This is a genomic window from Serratia sp. LTN-2 (assembly GCF_059740205.1).
Map to the genome: position 1 here is coordinate 96,752 of NZ_JCAXDO010000003.1, position 16,065 is coordinate 112,816.

The 16,065-nt window shown below is 61.5% G+C and carries 17 protein-coding genes; 8 read left to right on the forward strand and 9 right to left on the reverse strand.

Annotated elements, in window-relative coordinates; translation table 11 throughout:
- Positions 1-11: 11 nt before the first annotated feature.
- The 3 genes from paaK (at position 12) to paaY (ending at position 2,946) form a co-directional block, all read left to right on the forward strand.
- A complete protein-coding gene (gene paaK, locus AC6BYQ_RS07635) occupies positions 12-1,319 on the forward strand; it encodes a phenylacetate--CoA ligase PaaK (RefSeq protein WP_063918604.1) in 1,308 nt (435 codons plus the stop codon).
- 79 nt (positions 1,320-1,398) lie between these two features.
- The gene (paaX, locus tag AC6BYQ_RS07640) at positions 1,399-2,337 is read left to right on the forward strand and encodes a phenylacetic acid degradation operon negative regulatory protein PaaX (RefSeq protein ID WP_498056630.1); all 939 of its coding nucleotides are present in this window, start codon (positions 1,399-1,401) and stop codon (positions 2,335-2,337) included.
- A gap of 12 nt (positions 2,338-2,349) precedes the next feature.
- A complete protein-coding gene (gene paaY / locus AC6BYQ_RS07645) occupies positions 2,350-2,946 on the forward strand; it encodes a phenylacetic acid degradation protein PaaY (protein ID WP_019453481.1) in 597 nt (198 codons plus the stop codon).
- Positions 2,947-2,984: 38 nt separating this feature from the next.
- Here the strand turns inward: paaY and AC6BYQ_RS07650 are convergent, their stop codons facing one another.
- From AC6BYQ_RS07650 to AC6BYQ_RS07680, 7 genes are all read right to left on the reverse strand, one after another.
- A complete protein-coding gene (locus AC6BYQ_RS07650; RefSeq protein ID WP_154746445.1) occupies positions 2,985-4,382 on the reverse strand; it encodes an amino acid permease in 1,398 nt (465 codons plus the stop codon).
- A gap of 20 nt (positions 4,383-4,402) precedes the next feature.
- Positions 4,403-5,590 (reverse strand): amino acid aminotransferase, encoded by a 1,188-nt coding sequence (locus AC6BYQ_RS07655; protein WP_309530441.1) that lies wholly within the window; start codon positions 5,588-5,590, stop codon positions 4,403-4,405.
- A gap of 58 nt (positions 5,591-5,648) precedes the next feature.
- Entirely contained in the window at positions 5,649-6,020 is a 372-nt protein-coding gene (locus tag AC6BYQ_RS07660; protein ID WP_019453478.1) for a RidA family protein, read from the reverse strand.
- A 1-nt stretch (position 6,021) separates the two neighbouring features.
- The gene (locus tag AC6BYQ_RS07665; RefSeq protein WP_198636666.1) at positions 6,022-6,819 is read right to left on the reverse strand and encodes an alpha/beta hydrolase; all 798 of its coding nucleotides are present in this window, start codon (positions 6,817-6,819) and stop codon (positions 6,022-6,024) included.
- 21 nt (positions 6,820-6,840) lie between these two features.
- The gene (locus AC6BYQ_RS07670; protein ID WP_498056631.1) at positions 6,841-7,062 is read right to left on the reverse strand and encodes a hypothetical protein; all 222 of its coding nucleotides are present in this window, start codon (positions 7,060-7,062) and stop codon (positions 6,841-6,843) included.
- Entirely contained in the window at positions 7,059-7,826 is a 768-nt protein-coding gene (locus AC6BYQ_RS07675) for an enoyl-CoA hydratase-related protein (RefSeq protein ID WP_074053805.1), read from the reverse strand. The genes AC6BYQ_RS07670 and AC6BYQ_RS07675 overlap by 4 nt, the downstream gene beginning before the upstream one ends.
- 413 nt (positions 7,827-8,239) lie before the next feature.
- A complete protein-coding gene (locus tag AC6BYQ_RS07680; RefSeq protein ID WP_049201387.1) occupies positions 8,240-8,455 on the reverse strand; it encodes a glycogen synthesis protein in 216 nt (71 codons plus the stop codon).
- Positions 8,456-8,666: 211 nt separating this feature from the next.
- On the opposite strand from AC6BYQ_RS07680, the gene gabD reads away from it, so the two are divergent.
- The 3 genes from gabD to AC6BYQ_RS07695 all read left to right on the forward strand — a co-directional run bounded on the left by gabD (position 8,667) and on the right by AC6BYQ_RS07695 (position 11,048).
- Positions 8,667-10,142 (forward strand): NADP-dependent succinate-semialdehyde dehydrogenase, encoded by a 1,476-nt coding sequence (gene gabD / locus AC6BYQ_RS07685; RefSeq protein WP_498056632.1) that lies wholly within the window; start codon positions 8,667-8,669, stop codon positions 10,140-10,142.
- A gap of 101 nt (positions 10,143-10,243) precedes the next feature.
- Positions 10,244-10,657 (forward strand): GyrI-like domain-containing protein, encoded by a 414-nt coding sequence (locus AC6BYQ_RS07690; protein ID WP_498056633.1) that lies wholly within the window; start codon positions 10,244-10,246, stop codon positions 10,655-10,657.
- 22 nt (positions 10,658-10,679) lie between these two features.
- A complete protein-coding gene (locus tag AC6BYQ_RS07695) occupies positions 10,680-11,048 on the forward strand; it encodes a glyoxalase superfamily protein (protein ID WP_432525564.1) in 369 nt (122 codons plus the stop codon).
- 6 nt (positions 11,049-11,054) lie between these two features.
- Here AC6BYQ_RS07695 and AC6BYQ_RS07700 read toward each other — a convergent pair whose 3' ends face one another.
- The gene (locus AC6BYQ_RS07700) at positions 11,055-11,450 is read right to left on the reverse strand and encodes a (R)-mandelonitrile lyase (protein ID WP_154746451.1); all 396 of its coding nucleotides are present in this window, start codon (positions 11,448-11,450) and stop codon (positions 11,055-11,057) included.
- Positions 11,451-11,623: 173 nt separating this feature from the next.
- Here AC6BYQ_RS07700 and AC6BYQ_RS07705 point away from each other — a divergent pair, with 173 nt between their 5' ends.
- Complete coding sequence (locus tag AC6BYQ_RS07705) at positions 11,624-12,517, forward strand: LysR family transcriptional regulator (protein ID WP_498056795.1); 894 nt, start codon at positions 11,624-11,626, stop codon at positions 12,515-12,517.
- Here the strand turns inward: AC6BYQ_RS07705 and AC6BYQ_RS07710 are convergent.
- Complete coding sequence (locus AC6BYQ_RS07710; protein WP_498056634.1) at positions 12,514-13,503, reverse strand: aldo/keto reductase; 990 nt, start codon at positions 13,501-13,503, stop codon at positions 12,514-12,516. The two genes, AC6BYQ_RS07705 and AC6BYQ_RS07710, sit on opposite strands and share 4 nt — an antisense overlap.
- Positions 13,504-13,864: 361 nt before the next feature.
- On the opposite strand from AC6BYQ_RS07710, the gene pqqU reads away from it, so the two are divergent.
- On the forward strand, positions 13,865-15,949 hold the full coding sequence (gene pqqU / locus AC6BYQ_RS07715; RefSeq protein ID WP_154746665.1) for a TonB-dependent receptor PqqU: 2,085 nt from the start codon (positions 13,865-13,867) through the stop codon (positions 15,947-15,949).
- Positions 15,950-16,065 lie beyond the last annotated feature (116 nt).

The following is a 16,065-nucleotide window of genomic DNA, read 5'->3' on the forward strand; positions in this document are numbered from 1 at the left end:
TGAGGCTAACCATGACAATAAATCCACAGCCCCTCGATAGCATCGAATTCGCCTCGCGCGATGAGATTGAAGCGTTGCAGTTGGCGCGCTTGAAATGGACGCTGCACCACGCCTACGACAATGTGCCGATGTACAAACGCAAGTTCGACCAGGCAGGCGTGCACCCTGACGATCTCAAACAGCTGAGCGATCTGGCGCGTTTCCCTTACACCACCAAGCAGGATCTGCGCGACAACTACCCGTTCGACACCTTCGCGGTGCCGATGGAACAGGTGGTACGCATCCACGCCTCCTCGGGTACCACCGGCCGCCCGACGGTGGTCGGTTACACCCAGCGCGACATCGATAACTGGGCCGATATCGTCGCCCGCTGTCTGCGCGCCGGCGGCGCCACCGCCAAAGACAAGGTGCACGTCGCCTACGGTTACGGCCTGTTCACCGGCGGCCTGGGCGCGCACTACGGCGCGGAGCGGCTCGGCGCCACGGTGATCCCGATGTCCGGCGGCCAGACGGAACGACAGGCGCAGCTGATCCTCGACTTCAAACCCGACATCATCATGGTGACGCCGTCCTATTGCCTGACGCTGATCGACGAGCTGGAGCGCAAGATGGGCGGCGATGCGCGCGGCTGTTCGCTGCGGCTCGGCGTGTTCGGCGCCGAACCCTGGACCGAAGCCTTGCGGCACGAAATCGAAACCCGCATGGGCATCAAGGCGCTGGATATCTATGGCCTGTCGGAAGTGATGGGGCCGGGCGTAGCGATGGAATGCCTGGAGAGCGGCGGCGGCCCCACCATCTGGGAAGACCACTTCCTGCCGGAGATCATCTGCCCGGAGACCGGCGTCGCCCTGCCGGACGGTGAGCACGGCGAACTGGTGTTTACCACCCTGACCAAAGAGGCGCTGCCGGTGATCCGCTACCGCACCCGCGATCTCACCCGTCTGCTGCCGGGGGACGCGCGCCAGATGCGCCGCATGGGCAAGATCACCGGCCGTTCCGACGACATGCTGATCATCCGCGGCGTCAACGTCTTCCCGTCGCAGGTGGAAGAGCAGATCATGCAGTTCGAGCAGCTGTCGCCGCACTATCAGCTGCAGGTCAGCCGCAGCGGGCACCTGGACACGCTGGCGGTGCGCGTCGAGCTGAAAGAATCGGCGCTCAGCCTCAGCCACCAGCAACGTTGCGACATCTGCCACCAGCTGCGCCACCACATCAAATCGATCGTGGGCGTCAGCACCGACGTCAGCATCGCCAACTGCGGCGATATTCCGCGCTCGGAAGGCAAAGCGCAGCGCGTGGTCGATCTGCGGCCGCGCTGAGGCGCACGGCGTCACGGATGACGCCGCCCTAAATTAGGCGTAATGTTATGGCTCATCGAAGGCTAACCCATGGAAAAATATGGAACATAAACTGGATGAGTTCATTCGTCATGCCGTCGACGCACAGCCGATCAGCGGCACTTCGCTGATCATTTCGCTGTACGGCGACGCGCTCAGCCACCGCGGCGGCGAAGTGTGGCTCGGCAGCCTGAGCGCGCTGCTGGAGGCCTTCGGTTTCGGCGATCGCTTCGTGCGCACCTCGGTGTTCCGCCTGCAGAAAGAGGGTTGGCTGGCGGTAGAGAAAATAGGCCGCCGCAGCTTCTACCGCGTGACCGATCAGGGGATGCGCCAGTTCCGCCACGCCGAATCGAAAATTTATCTGCGCGAGCAGCCCGCCTGGGACGGCAAGTGGGAGCTGTTGCTGCTGGAAAGCGCCGATAAAAACGCGCGCGCGCGGCTGAAAAAAGAGCTCGGCTGGCTCGGGTTCGGGCAGATCGCCAGCAACCTGATGGCCGCCCCCACCCACGCGCAGACCGACGTGACGGCGCTGCTCGGCGAACTGAACGCCAGCGAGCAGGTGATCTACTTCCGCGCCGATTACCCCTACAACCGCTCCGAACAAACCCTGCAGAAACTGGTGGCCGACTGCTGGTCGCTGAGCGAGGTGGCCGCCGGCTATCACGAGTTTATCGTCTCCTTCCGGCCGCTGATGGCGCTGCTGCGCGAAGTCGACCCGGCGGCGCTGACGCCGCTGCGCTGTTTCCAGATTAAGCTATTATTGATTCACTTCTTCCGTCGCGTGGTGTTGAAAGATCCGCTGCTGCCGGACGCGCTGCTGCCCGCGCAGTGGGAAGGCCAGATCGCTCGCAATCTGTGCATCAATCTCTATCAGCAGGTCGATCGCGCTGCGACGGAGTACGTCAGCTCGCTGGTGGAGACCACCATCGGCGCTCTGCCCGCGCCGGCCGCCGGTTACTATCGGCGCTTCGGCGGCCTGCCGCGCGACCCTACATGTTAAGGAACTCACGCTATGCCTGTGTATCAGATTGACGGCCTGACGCCGGTCGTTGACCCCAGCAGTTACGTGCACCCGACCGCGGTGCTGATCGGCGACGTGATCGTCGGCAAACACGTGTATATCGGCCCGAACGCCAGCCTGCGCGGCGATTTTGGCCGCCTGGTGATCTGCGACGGCGCCAACATTCAGGACAACTGCGTGATGCACGGCTTCCCGCAGCAGGACACGGTGGTGGAAGAAGACGGCCATATCGGCCACGGCGCCATCCTGCACGGCTGCCGCATTCGCCGCAACGCGATGGTGGGCATGAACGCGGTAGTGATGGACGGCGCGGAGATCGGCGAGAACACCATCGTCGGCGCGATGGCGTTCGTCAAAGCCGCGGCGACGATCGAAGCCAACAAGCTGGTGGTCGGCAGCCCGGCGCGCGTGCTGCGCGATCTGACCGAACAGGAGCTGGCCTGGAAGATCGCCGGCACCCGCGAGTATCAGGATCTGGTGCAGCGCTGCAAATCCTCGCTGCACGAAGTGGCGCCGTTGACCGCAATCGAGCCGGGCCGCCAGCGCCTGAGCTTCGGCGATCACCTCATCCCGAAAAGCCAGCTTTAATCCCCAGGGCTGAGGTGCGCCTCAGCCCCTGCCCCGCATTACTCCACCTCCGGCGCCTTGAACGGCGACGGCGCTGCCGCGCGGCGGCTCTGGAAGCGGTAGGCCACCACCAGCAGCAAGGTGAACGGAATGCCGAACCACAGCGTCATGCGGAAGAATTCGGTAAACGCCGTCGAGATCATCAGCGCCGCCATCAGCCCGCCACCCAGTAAGGTGGTATAGGGGAATCCCCACATGCGGAACTTCAGATGGGTCTGCCGGTGCCGGCGGCGGAAGAACAGATGGGTGACGAAGATCATCAGCCAGGTAAAACAGGCGCCATACACCGAAATGGACATCATGGCGGCGAACGACGTTTCCGGCGCCACCAGGCTCAGGACGATGGACACCACGATGCCGATGCACGACATCGCCAGCGCATTGACCGGAATGCCGCGCCGGCTGACGCGCCCCAGCGCCGCCGGCGCCTGCCCGGCGCGCGACAGCGAGAACATCATGCGGGTGGTGATGTACAGCTGGCTGTTCATCGCCGACAGCGCCGCCACCAGCACGATAAAGTTGAAGATGCCGGCGGCGGCGGGCAGATGGATCACGTTCATCGCCATCAGGAACGGGCTTTCGCCGGTGCCGGACTGGCGCCAGGGCACGATGGCCAGCATCAGGGCGATCGACAGCATATAGAAGATGAACAGCCGCACGATGGTGCCCTTGAACGCCGCCTTCACCGCAATCACCGGATTTTTCGCCTCACCGGCGGCCACCGCGATCATCTCAATGCTCAGGTAGCTGAAGATGGAAACGATCACCGCAAACCACATGCCCTTGACGCCAAACGGCATAAAACCGCCGGTGGTCAGGTTGCGCAGGCCGTAGGCCGGGTTGCCCGAGAACGCCAGGATGCCGATGCCGATCAGAATGAAGGCCACGATCGCCGTCACTTTGACGGTGGACAGCGCGTATTCCACCTGGCCGAACGACTTCACGCCGATCACGTTGACCGCGATCACCGCCGCCGAGAACAGCAGCACCCACGGCCAGGTCGGCGTCGCCGGGAACCAGAACTGCATGTACATGCCGATGGCGGTGACTTCGGTGCCCACCGCCAGCACCACGCAGGACCAGTAGGAGTAGCGCACCAGAAAACCGAACAGCGGGCCGAGATAAAATTCGGCGTAGTCGCCGAACGAACCGGGCGTCGGGTGTTCGGAGGTCATTTCCGCCAGGCTACCCATCAGCAGCAACGCAATGACGCCGCCGATCAGGTAGCTCAGCAAGACCGACGGCCCCGCCATCTGAATGGCATAGGCGCTGCCGAGAAACAGCCCGGTGCCGATGGCGCCGCCTATCGCCAGCATCGACATCTGCCCGGCGGTAAGATGCTTGTTCAACCCGCCCTGGCGACGGGCGATATGCTCAAAATCATTCATCTGTGGCATGGCGGTGTTCCCGAGCAGAGTTAGACGGTACGGGTGACGTCGAGAATGGCGGCGGTCACGTAATCGATATTGCCGGGGTTGAGCCCCGGCAGGCACATGCGGCCGGGCGCAACCAGATAGATGGCGTAGCGTTGCCGCAAGGTTTGCAGCTGCGTTTCGTTCAGGCCGGTATAGCTGAACATGCCGCGCTGATCGCGAATGCGCCGGTGATCCAGCGAAGAGCCGCCCCGTGCCAGCCCGGCGGCCAGCTGCTCACGCATCTGCTTGATGCGCGAGCGCATTTCCGCCAGCTCGTTACGCCAAAGCGCACCGAGTTCGGCATCACCGAGCAGGGTTTCCACGATCTGGCTGCCGTGTGTCGGCGGGCAGGAGTAGCTGCGGCGGATCAACGTTTTTAACGCGCCTTTGACGTTGGCGGCGTTTTCCGCATCGGCGCAGCGCACCGACAGCGCGCCCAGTCGCTGGCCGTACAGCGCCACGTTTTTGGAGAACGAGTTGCAGACCAAAAACGGCAAGTCGATTTTCAGCGCTTCGCGTACTGCCAGACAATCCTCGTCCAACCCGTCGCCGAAGCCCTGATAGGCGATATCGAACAGCGGCAGCAGGTTGCGCCGCTGCAGTACGGCGAGCGTAGCGCGCCACTGCTCCGGCGTCAGATCGGTGCCGGTCGGGTTATGACAACAAGGATGCAGCAAGACCACGCTGCCAGGCGCCAGGTTGCTCAGCGCGTCGAGCATGGCGGCGAAACGCAGGCCGCCCACCGCCTCGTCAAAGTAGGGATAGGTTTTCACCTGCAACCCGGCGCCTTCAAAAATCGCCCAGTGGTTGGCCCAGGTGGGATCGGACACCCAGATCTCGCTGCGCGACAAAAAGTGGCGCAGAAAATCCGCCGCCAGCTTCAGCGCCCCGGAGCCGCCGACGGTCTGCACCGTGGCGATGTCGGCCACAGTTCGCTCACCGAACAGCAGCGTCTGCACCTGGCTAGCGAACTGCGGCGAGCCTTCGATCGGCGGGTAGCCATGCGGGCGACGCAGCGCCAGCAGGCGTTGCTCGGCGGCCGCCACCGCCTGCATCAGCGGAATATTCCCCTGCTGGTCGTAATACAGCCCAATGCCTAAATTCACTTTGTTCGGATTGGGGTCCTGCAAATAGGCCTCCATCAGCGACATAATAGGATCGGCTGCGGAAGGCGCAATCTGTTTAAACATGACGCATCCTTAACTCATTATTGAATTAATATAAAAACGGATTTAAGCGGAAATTAAATCAGGCGATAGCGCTGACGGTAATTTCTATTTTCATTCCCGGCACCACCAGTTTTTCGACAATCACCGTGGAACGATTAGGGTACGGATAATTAAAGTATTCTCGGTAAATATTATCGAGACATTTAACGTCGTTGACGTCGGTAAGATAAACGATCACCTGCAAGACCTTATCGCTGTGGCTGCCCGCCGCCTTCAGCGTTTGCGCCAGATTGTCGAAGGTCAACGCAATCTGTTGCTCCGGCGCGCCGGTCTCGATGCTGCCGTCCGCCCGCACCGGGCCATGAGCGGTAAACAGCATGCCGCCGCCCCGTGTAGCCCAGGAAAAAGGCTGGCCGATTTCCGGCAGCCCGGTCTCTACGATCTCGCGCATGTCAGTGTTTCCCATGATGATCAAGTTGGCGAAGCAGCGCGCCGTCGGCGGCGAACAACGCATCCAGAATGGTGAAATGGTTGGCACCGGGCACCGCGACCAGTTCCGCCGGCAGCCCATGTTGATGCAGCGCCGCGTGATAGTGGCGCGACTGGCCGATCAGTTCCGGCAGCTCAGCCGCGCCGTAATACAGCGTGAGCGGTTTGGTTCGCGCCGGCAGGTGGCGCGCTGGGCTGAGCGTTTCAATCTGCCGCGCGGTCAACTGCAGCGCCCGGTTGACATAGCTTTCTCGCAGCGGCGCCAGCTCGAACAGGCCGCTGATGGGAAAGACCGCATCCACCATCGCATGCTGCTGCCAAAACGCCGCCAGATGCCCGCCGGCGGAATGGCCGCACAGGTGCACCGGATGGGCGTCGTGCGGCGGCAGGCGACGCTGAATGGCATCCAATGCGGCGCCGATCTGCCGACAAATAGCGTCAAGATTAACCGCCGGCGCCAGCGTATATTCCACCAGCACCACGTCGAATCCCAACGCCAACGGCCCGGCGGCGATAAAGGCGAAATCCGCCTTATCGCAAAATTGCCAATAGCCGCCGTGAATAAAAATTAACGTCCCCTGATGTTGCTTTGCAGAATAGAACCAATCCAATGTTTCGCGTTCGCTTTCACCGTAAGCAATATTCTTTTCATGCCGCGTCTGATTATAAACGGCCGCGCTGCGGGTTTGAAACGAAGCCAAAATAGCCGCTTCATCATCCACCGTAGCGCCGTTATCATAGCTCCCCGCAAGTTGTCTCATATATTAAACTTCGTTTATTATTTAAAATATAAAGTAACTATTAGCAGCGGCAAAATTATTGTCAAGATGGGCGTAGCAGCAATGCGCGCCCGGTAAAATAAAACCTCGTTTGCGGCGAAAAAGTTTAACCCATGAAACTTTTTCGCCGCCGGCCGCGTTTATTTTTGCCATGAAAATAGCACGAATGCCGAGGGCGATCGCTGAGAGGTTGCTGGCCGCACCGAGCCAGGCATCGGGGGTCATACCAGATTGGTGAAGTCTGGCCGGCGCTTTTGCACAAAGGCGGCAAATGCCTCTCTGGCCTCCGCGCTTTGCAGCCGCGCCATGAAAACGCTCAACTCCAGGTCGGTCTGGGCAATGAGACGCTCGGCATCACGCATGAGTTTTTTCGTTGCCTGCAGCGAAATCGCCGGTTTGGCCGCCAGCCTCCGCGCCACCTGACGCGCCTCCTCGTCGAGAGCGGCGAGCGGAACGCATTTGTTCGCCATTCCCCAGGCAACCGCGTCCTGCGCGGCGACGGGCTCACCGAGAGCGAACATCTCAAAGGCTCTGACATGGCCTATCCGCGAAGGTAACAAATAGCTCGAGGCGGCCTCCGGCACCAAGGCTAAATTCACGAACGGCGTGCTCAACTCCGCATTATCGGCAACCAGCACATAATCACAGTGCAGAAGCATGGTGGTGCCAACACCGACCGCCTTCCCCTGCACCGCGGCGACGAGAGGTTTGGTGATACTGGCCAGGCTCTTTAAAAAGCGCACGACCTCTTGCCCCCCGCTGCCTTGCATGACCTGCGAAGCAAATTCATTGATGTCATTGCCGGCAGTAAACATGTCGCCCGCCGCCTGTAGCAGAATGACCCGAATGTCCGACTCCGCTTCCGCAATAGCCAAAGCATCGGCCAAAGCCGCATACATCGCCGTCGTTAGCGCATTCTTTTTATCCGGCCGTGTTAACGCGATCGTGAGAATACCTTCGTTCTTGTTGATGGCGATGTCAGCTGTCATGTCCCCTCCTTATTTTCAAACGCGGCTCATTCATCCGTTTGCTGCGGCTAAAACACATAAAGATATTGCCCCAGCCAAATCACAGCATGTCGAATGCCTGTATGAGTATAGGTTGCAATATCGATGCAGAGAGCGTCAAAAGACAACGCCATAAGTAGGGCTGGCATTGAAGAACTCACATGCTGTTTATTTTGGCGTACGGAGAACGGCATTCAGAATGGTAAAGCATGACGCGCCGCCGGATACCCTCAGTAAACGACGTCCTCAGCGGGGGGATTGGCGATGACATTGATAAGCGCTCACATACCCAGGCAGAGCGCTGTCAAAAGGTAGAAATATACGTCAGGCAAAATTGCCGTTCGCCTCAGCTTAAGCGAACGGCGGCGCCTGCGATGTCGGGAAACATCGGCAAATTACAGGCTGTGTTCGGCCGCCGCTGCGGCCTGATAAAGCTGACGAAAATAACTCAACCGCGCAAAGAACAGGCGGCTTTGCTGCTCCGACATGTTGCCGGCCACCTGCCCGGCGTCAATCTGCCGCCCTTGCCACTCCATCAGGGCGATGCTCGACGCCAAAAAATCCATTTCGCTGCCGTAGGCCGCGAGATGCCTGTCCACTGATTTCATCATTCGCACACTCCTTTTAATCACATCGAAAAGGGTCATATGCCTGCCCTTTCAGTATCGACCCGGCGGCGGATGTTTTTTGTACAGAAGGTGCGCATAAAGAAAACGGTCATATTGTCGCCGCGTCGGCAAACGGCGGCGGCAAAGTTTGCTAGGGTAAAGGGTAGCCGTATGGGATAGACCATTCTGTTGAACTCAGCAAAGGAAGAGACCAATGAGCACCAGTATCTGCGCGCCCCTCAAGGATCCCACGCTGTTCCGCGAGGCCAATTACATCGACGGCCAATGGTTGCCGGCCCATGAGGGCCGCGCCATCGCCATTCATAACCCCGCCAACGGCGAGCTGGTCGGCCACGTGCCGGCCTTCGGCGCCGAAGAAACCGCGCGCGCCGTCGCCGCCGCAAAAAAAGCGCTGCCCGCCTGGCGCGCCCTGACCGCCAAAGAGCGCGCCGGCAAGCTGCGGCGGCTGTTTGAACTGATGATGGAGAATCAGGAAGATCTGGCGCGCATCATGACGGCGGAACAGGGTAAACCCCTGGCCGAAAGCCGCGGTGAAATCGCCTATGCCGCCTCCTTTATCGAATGGTTCGCCGAGGAAGGGAAGCGGGTCTATGGCGACACCATTCCGCAGCCCCAGTCGGGCCGCCGCATTATCGTGCAGAAAGAGCCGATCGGCGTGTTCGCCGCCATCACTCCGTGGAACTTCCCGGCGGCGATGATCACCCGTAAAGCCGGCCCCGGCTGGGCGGCAGGCTGCACCGGGGTGATCCGTCCCGCCAGCCAGACCCCGTTCTCGGCGCTGGCGATCGCCGTACTGGCGGAGCGCGCCGGGCTGCCCGCCGGGGTATGCAACGTGATAACAGGCCCGAGCAAGGGCATCGGCGGCGAGCTCACCGCCAACCCGGACGTGCGCAAACTCTCCTTCACCGGCAGCACCGAAGTCGGCGCGCAGCTGCTGGCTCAGTGTGCGCCCACCATCAAGAAAACCAGCATGGAGTTGGGCGGCAACGCGCCGTTTATCGTATTCGACGACGCGGATCTGGACGCCGCTGTGGCCGGCGCAGTCGCCTCCAAATACCGCAACGCCGGCCAGACCTGCGTCTGCACCAACCGGTTTTTGGTGCAGGATGGCGTGTACGACGCCTTCGCCGCCAGGCTGAAAGCCGCCGTCGCCAAGCTGAAAGTCGGCAACGGCCTGGATGATGGCGTCACCATCGGCCCGTTGATCAACCAGGACGCGGTGGAGAAAGTGCGCGAGCATATCGCCGACGCCGTCGAGCACGGCGCCTCGGTGCTGCTGGGCGGCAAGCCTGACGCGTTGGGCGGCAATTTCTTCACCCCGACCATCCTGACCGACGTGCCGCGCACGGCAAAAATCTTCCGTGAGGAAACCTTCGGCCCGGTGGCGCCCCTGATCCGCTTCAGCCAGGAAGCCGAAGCCGTCGAAATGGCCAACGACACGCCGTTCGGCCTGGCCGCTTACTTCTACAGCCGCGACATCGGCCGGGTGATGCGCGTGGCCGAAGCGCTGGAGTACGGTATCGTCGGCATCAACGAAGGGTTGATCTCCACCGAGGTAGCGCCGTTCGGCGGCATGAAGCACTCCGGCTTGGGTCGCGAAGGGTCCAAATACGGCATCGAAGACTATCTCGAGATCAAATACCTGTGCCTCGGCGGCCTGGGCGCCTGATGCGATCGGCCCCCGCACCTGCGGGGGCCATACCTGGCGGATCCGGCAAGCCTTTGCTACCTTTAGGCATCTCTTTCAAGCGGTTAAAAGGAATTTCCCCTATGCAGCCTACCTCGGTGCACTTGCCCGGCTTTTACGTCGCCGGCCAAACAGTCAGAACCACCAACCAGAACGAAACCCAAGCCGAAACGGCAAAGATTCCCGCGCTGTGGTCGGATTTTTTCGCCACCTCACCCGCCCTGCCGGTATACGGGGTCTATTCCAATTACGTTTCCGACGCCAGCGGGCCCTTTGACGTCACCGCCGGCAGTGAGGCACAGAGCGGTTTGCACATCCAACCCGGCCGCTATCTGGTCTTCTCCGCCCGTGGCGCGATGCCGGCGGCGGTCATCGAAGGCTGGCAGCACATCTGGGCCTACTTCGCACAACACCCTGAGATCGAACGCCGCTTCCTGACCGACTTCGAAGCCTATACCGGCCCCGACGCGGTCGATATCCACATCGGCTGCCGCTAACGCGGCAATGAGGTCAACGATGATCGCCTTCTCGCCCGCCATTCCGATCCTGCGCATCTTTTCGGTCGACAAGGCCAAAGAGTTTTACCTGGATTTTCTCGGTTTCACGCTGGAGTGGGAGCACCGTTTCAGCGAAGACCTGCCGCTGTACATGCAGATTGCCCGCGCCGGGCTGACGCTGCACCTGAGCGAACACTACGGCGACAGCACGCCCGGCGCCGCCATTTTCATTCCGATGCAGGACATCGAAGCGCTGCATCGCGAACTCACGGCCAAAAACTACCGCTATGCACGGCCGGGCCTGGAGATTGTCGATTGGGGCAAGGAACTGAACCTCACCGATCCGTTCGGCAACCGCCTGCGGTTCTGCGAACAGAACCGCCGGTCCTGAGCGCCGTTATTGCCGGTACTCCGCCTCGCTGACCGGCTCCAGCCAGGTCACCGGGCTGCCGTCCACCGCTTCGGCGATGGCTATATGGGTCATGGCGCAGTCCGGCGTCGCGCCGTGCCAGTGTTTGACATCCGCCGGGATCCAGACGATATCGCCGGGGTGCATTTCCTGCGTCTTCTCGCCCCACATCTGGATCCAACCGCGCCCCTGAGTGACGATCAGCGTCTGACCGAGCGGGTGAGTATGCCAGGCCGTGCGGGCGCCGGGCTCGAAGGTGACGGTTGCGCCGCCCACTCTGGCCGGCGCCTCGCCGGTGAACGGCGCGTCGATGCGCACCTGCCCGGTAAAGTAATCCGCCGGGCCGCGCTGCGAAGGGATCGAACCGCTGCGTTGTATTTTCATCTGTAGTGTCCTCCGCGCCGGCTCTCACAGCCGGCGCTGATAGTCATGGGTCAGTGATGCCAAGATAGCGCCATGCTTTTCCAGCGACTAGCGGCTAAAATGCGCAAGGAGCTATGAGCTCAATTCATAAATCTACGCGCGGCCGCGCCCTAACCTTGCTCTCCGGTGCCGATATGCTGAAAGAAAACTTTAACGACCTGATCGCTTTCCTGATGGTGGCCAGAGAACGCAGCTTCACCAAAGCGGCGGCGCAGCTCGGGGTGTCTCAATCGGCGCTCAGCCACGCTATCCGCGGGCTGGAAGAACGCCTGGCGCTGCGCTTGCTTACGCGCACCACCCGCAGCGTGGCCCCCACCGAGGCCGGTGAGCGGCTGCTCAACAGCATCGGCCCGCGCTTTGCGGAGATAGAAAGCGAGCTGAACGCGCTGGGTGAAATGCGCGATTGCCCCGCCGGCAACATCCGCCTCACCGCAGGCGAACACGCGGTGGATGCGGTGCTGTGGCCGGTGCTGCGCACTTTTCTCGTCGATTACCCGGACATCAACGTGGAAATCACCGTCGACAATAGCCTGACCGACATCGTCGCCGGGCGTTTCGACGCCGGCATCCGGCTGGGGGAACAGGTGGCGAAGGACATGATCGCGGTGCGCATCGGCCCGGACATGCGCATGGTGGCCGTCGCCTCACCCGCCTATTTCGCCCGTCACGGCCTCCCCACCACGCCGCAGGCATTGCAAAACCACCGTTGCATCAATATGCGCCTGCCCACCCTCGGCGGGTTGTACGCCTGGGAGTTCGCCCGCGATGGCCGGGAGATCAAAGTACGGGTGGAGGGGCAATTGACCTTCAACAGCCTGCGCCAGCGAATCGACGCCGCCCAGCTCGGTCTCGGCATCGCCTTCGTGCCGGAAGACAGCGTCGCCGAGGCGCTGGCCGACGGGCGCTTGCAGATGGCGCTGGACGAGTGGTGCCCGCCGTTTCCCGGCTATTACCTCTATTACCCAAGCCGCAGGCAACACACCACCGCCTTTGCGCTGCTGATTGAGGCGCTGCGGCGCGGGGCTTAACGCCCGACGTTCTTATGCAGATGCGCCGGGTAGCGATCGCCGATCACGTCGATCGCGGAGAGCGCACGCTCAATCTCGCCCAGTTCGTCCGCCGTCAACACCACCGACGCCGCCGCAAGGTTTTCTTCCAGTCGGTGACGCTTAGTGGTTCCCGGGATTGGCACGATCCACGGCTGCTGCGCCAGCAGCCAGGCCAGGGCGATCTGCGCCGGCGTCACGCCCTTGCGCTGCGCTATCTGCCCCAGCACGCCCACCAGTGCCTGATTGGCCCGGCGCGCCTCGGCGCTGAAGCGCGGCACCACGTTGCGAAAATCGCCGCTGTCAAAGGCGGTGTCTTCGGTGATGGCGCCGGTGAGAAAGCCCTTGCCAAGCGGGCTGAACGGCACCAGACCGATGCCCAGTTCCGCCAGCGTCGGCAGGATTTCACGCTCCGGCTCGCGCCACCACAGCGAATATTCGCTTTGCAGTGCCGTGACCGGCTGCACCGCATGGGCGCGCCGAATGGTTTGCGCGCCGGCTTCCGACAGGCCGAAGTACTTCACTTTCCCTTCGCGAATCAGTTGCTGCACCGTGCCCGCCACCTCTTCGATAGGCACCTCGGGATCGACGCGGTGTTGATACAGCAGATCGATAGTCTCTACCCGCAGGCGCTGCAGCGAACCTTCCACCGCCCGGCGAATATGCTCCGGGCGGCTGTTCAACACCTGTTGCCCCGCCGGTTGCGGCAGATCGAAACCGAACTTGGTGGCGATGACGACCCGATCGCGCACCGGCGCCAGCGCTTCGCCCAACAATTCCTCGTTCGTGAACGGACCATAAATCTCGGCGGTATCGAAGAACGTCACGCCCTCGTCAACCGCGGCACGGATCAGATCGATCGCCTGCCGCTTGTCGGTAGCCGGGCCGTAGCCAAAACTGAGCCCCATGCAGCCCAGACCCAACGCCGATACTTCCAGCCCTTCGCGCCCCAACTTACGTGTTTGCATCTTCACTCTCCTGCGGATGGATACCGGCCCCCTGACACGGAGCCGCTCGGATGAGATGACTGTAAAAGACCCATGCCGCCATGACTATGGGGCAAAATACGCTTGAGCTTATGAGCCAGTTTCATTAATCCGCTAACCGTCTCAGGGGATTGAACATTTTCCGGGAACGTTCCTTCCGCAGATATTCTATACTGATGTCAGGATGCACTACCCTTTTCGTTTAGCGTCATGTAGATGGAGTGACAGATGGCTAACCCTGAATCGATCAGCGATTCCCTTTTAATACCAGTGGCAGATTTATCCCATGACCAATAAGAAAAGCGCCGTGCTGACCCCGGCGGCGATGCTATTGCTGCAACCCATGTTCATCGGCCAGGCGTCAGCGGCGGAAAAAACTGAAGAAAAGAGCGACACCCTGGTGGTGATGGCGCAACCTACCGGCCTCACTGAGCTGGGATCGCCGGTTTCCGTCAGCGTGATCGACGGCCAGGATCTGCGCAACGCCGCCCCGCAGATTAACCTGTCGGAAAATCTCGGCAGCGTGCCGGGCCTGCAGCTCCAGAATCGGCAAAACTATGCGCAGGATCTGCAGCTGTCGATACGCGGCTTCGGCAGCCGTTCGATGTTCGGCGTGCGCGGGGTGCGCATGTACGTCGACGGCATTCCCGCCACCATGCCCGACGGCCAGGGGCAAACCTCCAACATCGACATCAATTCCGTCGAACGCATCGAGGTGCTGCGCGGCCCCTATTCCGCGCTGTACGGCAACGCCTCGGGCGGGGTCATCAACGTTGATACGATAACCGGCACCCAGCCGCCGACGCTGGAGGCCGGCGGCTATTTCGGCAGCGACAACACCTGGCGCTACGGGGTGAAAGCGACCGGCGCCACCGGCGACGGCACCCAGGCCGGCGACGTCAACTACGCTATATCGGGAACCCGCTTCACTACTCAGGGCTATCGCGATCACAGCGCCGCGCGCAAAAACCTCGGCAACGGCAAGCTCGGCGTGCGGCTGGACGACGTCAGCACCCTGACGCTGATGTTCAACAGCGTCTCGATTGACGCCGGCGATCCGGGCGGCCTGACCGAAGCGGAATGGAAGGAAAACCCGCGCCAAGCGCCGCGCGCGGATCAATACAACACCCGCAAGTCGCTCGATCAGACCCAGGCCGGCCTGCGCTATCAGCGCCAGATGAGCGAGCGCGACGAACTGACGCTGACCGCCTACCACGGCGAGCGCCACACCACGCAGTACCAATCGTTTCGTAAGGAACAACAATTCGATCCTGCCCACGCCGGCGGGGTGATCGTGCTGGAAAGGAAATATCAGGGCATTGACACTCGCTGGAAGCATGAGGATACTCTCGCTTCGTTACCGGTAACACTGATCGGCGGTCTGGATTATGAAACCATGACCGAACGCCGCCAAGGGTTCAAAAACTTTATTATTTTGCGAGACGGCACAGTGGACTACGGCGAGAAAGGCGACCAGCGGCGCAATGAGAAGAACCGCATCTGGAACCTGGATCCTTACCTGCAAACCTCCTGGCAACTGACGCCGCACTGGACGCTGGACGCCGGCCTGCGCTACAGCACGGTCAGCTTCGATTCGACCGACTACTACATCACGCCGGGCAACGGCGATGACAGCGGCAGCAAACGCTACCACCAGTGGCTGCCGATGGGCTCGCTCAACTACAAAATCAGCCCGGCGTGGAACGTCTATCTCTCCGCCGGCCGCGGCTTCGAAACCCCGACCATCAACGAACTCTCCTACCGCCCCGACGGCCTGCCAGGCCTCAATATCGGCCTGCAGCCATCCACCAGCGACACCGTTGAACTGGGTAGCAAACTGCGTCTCGGCAACGGCCTGGTGAGCGCCGCCCTGTTCCAGACCGATACCGACAACGAGCTGGTGGTGGCGGGAAGCAGCGGCGGGCGCACCAGCTACGCCAACGCCGGCAAGACCCGGCGGCGCGGCCTGGAGCTGGCGCTGGATCAGGAGTTCGCGCTGGACTGGCGCCTGCATATGGCCTGGACGCTGCTGGACGCCACCTACCGCAGCGAGATGTGCGGCAAATCCGGCTGTACCCCCGCCGGCAACCGCCTACCGGGCATCGCCCGCAACATGGGCTACGCCTCACTGGCCTATGCGCCGCCGGAAGGCTGGCACGCCGGGGCGGAGCTGCGCTACATGAGCGATATTCAGGCCAATGACGCCAACAACGCGCAGGCCCCCGCTTACACCACGGCCGGCGTGAACGCCGGCTATCGCTTTACCTGGAACCGCTGGGCGCTGGACGTGTTCAGCCGGGTGGACAATGTTTTCGATCGCCGCTACGTCGGTTCGGTGATCGTCAACGAAAGCCAAGGGCGCTATTTCGAACCGGCGCCGGGGCGCAACTGGGGTGGCGGCGCCACCTTGTCTTATCGCTTTGAATAAGGCAAAGCACCTTAAGGTTAAAAAACGGGATGGGTTTTACGTCACCCTAGCGGCTTCTCGCTGAAATAGTAGGGAGAAACCGCGTGTTTTTTGCGATTTGGCTTAATCTCTAAATC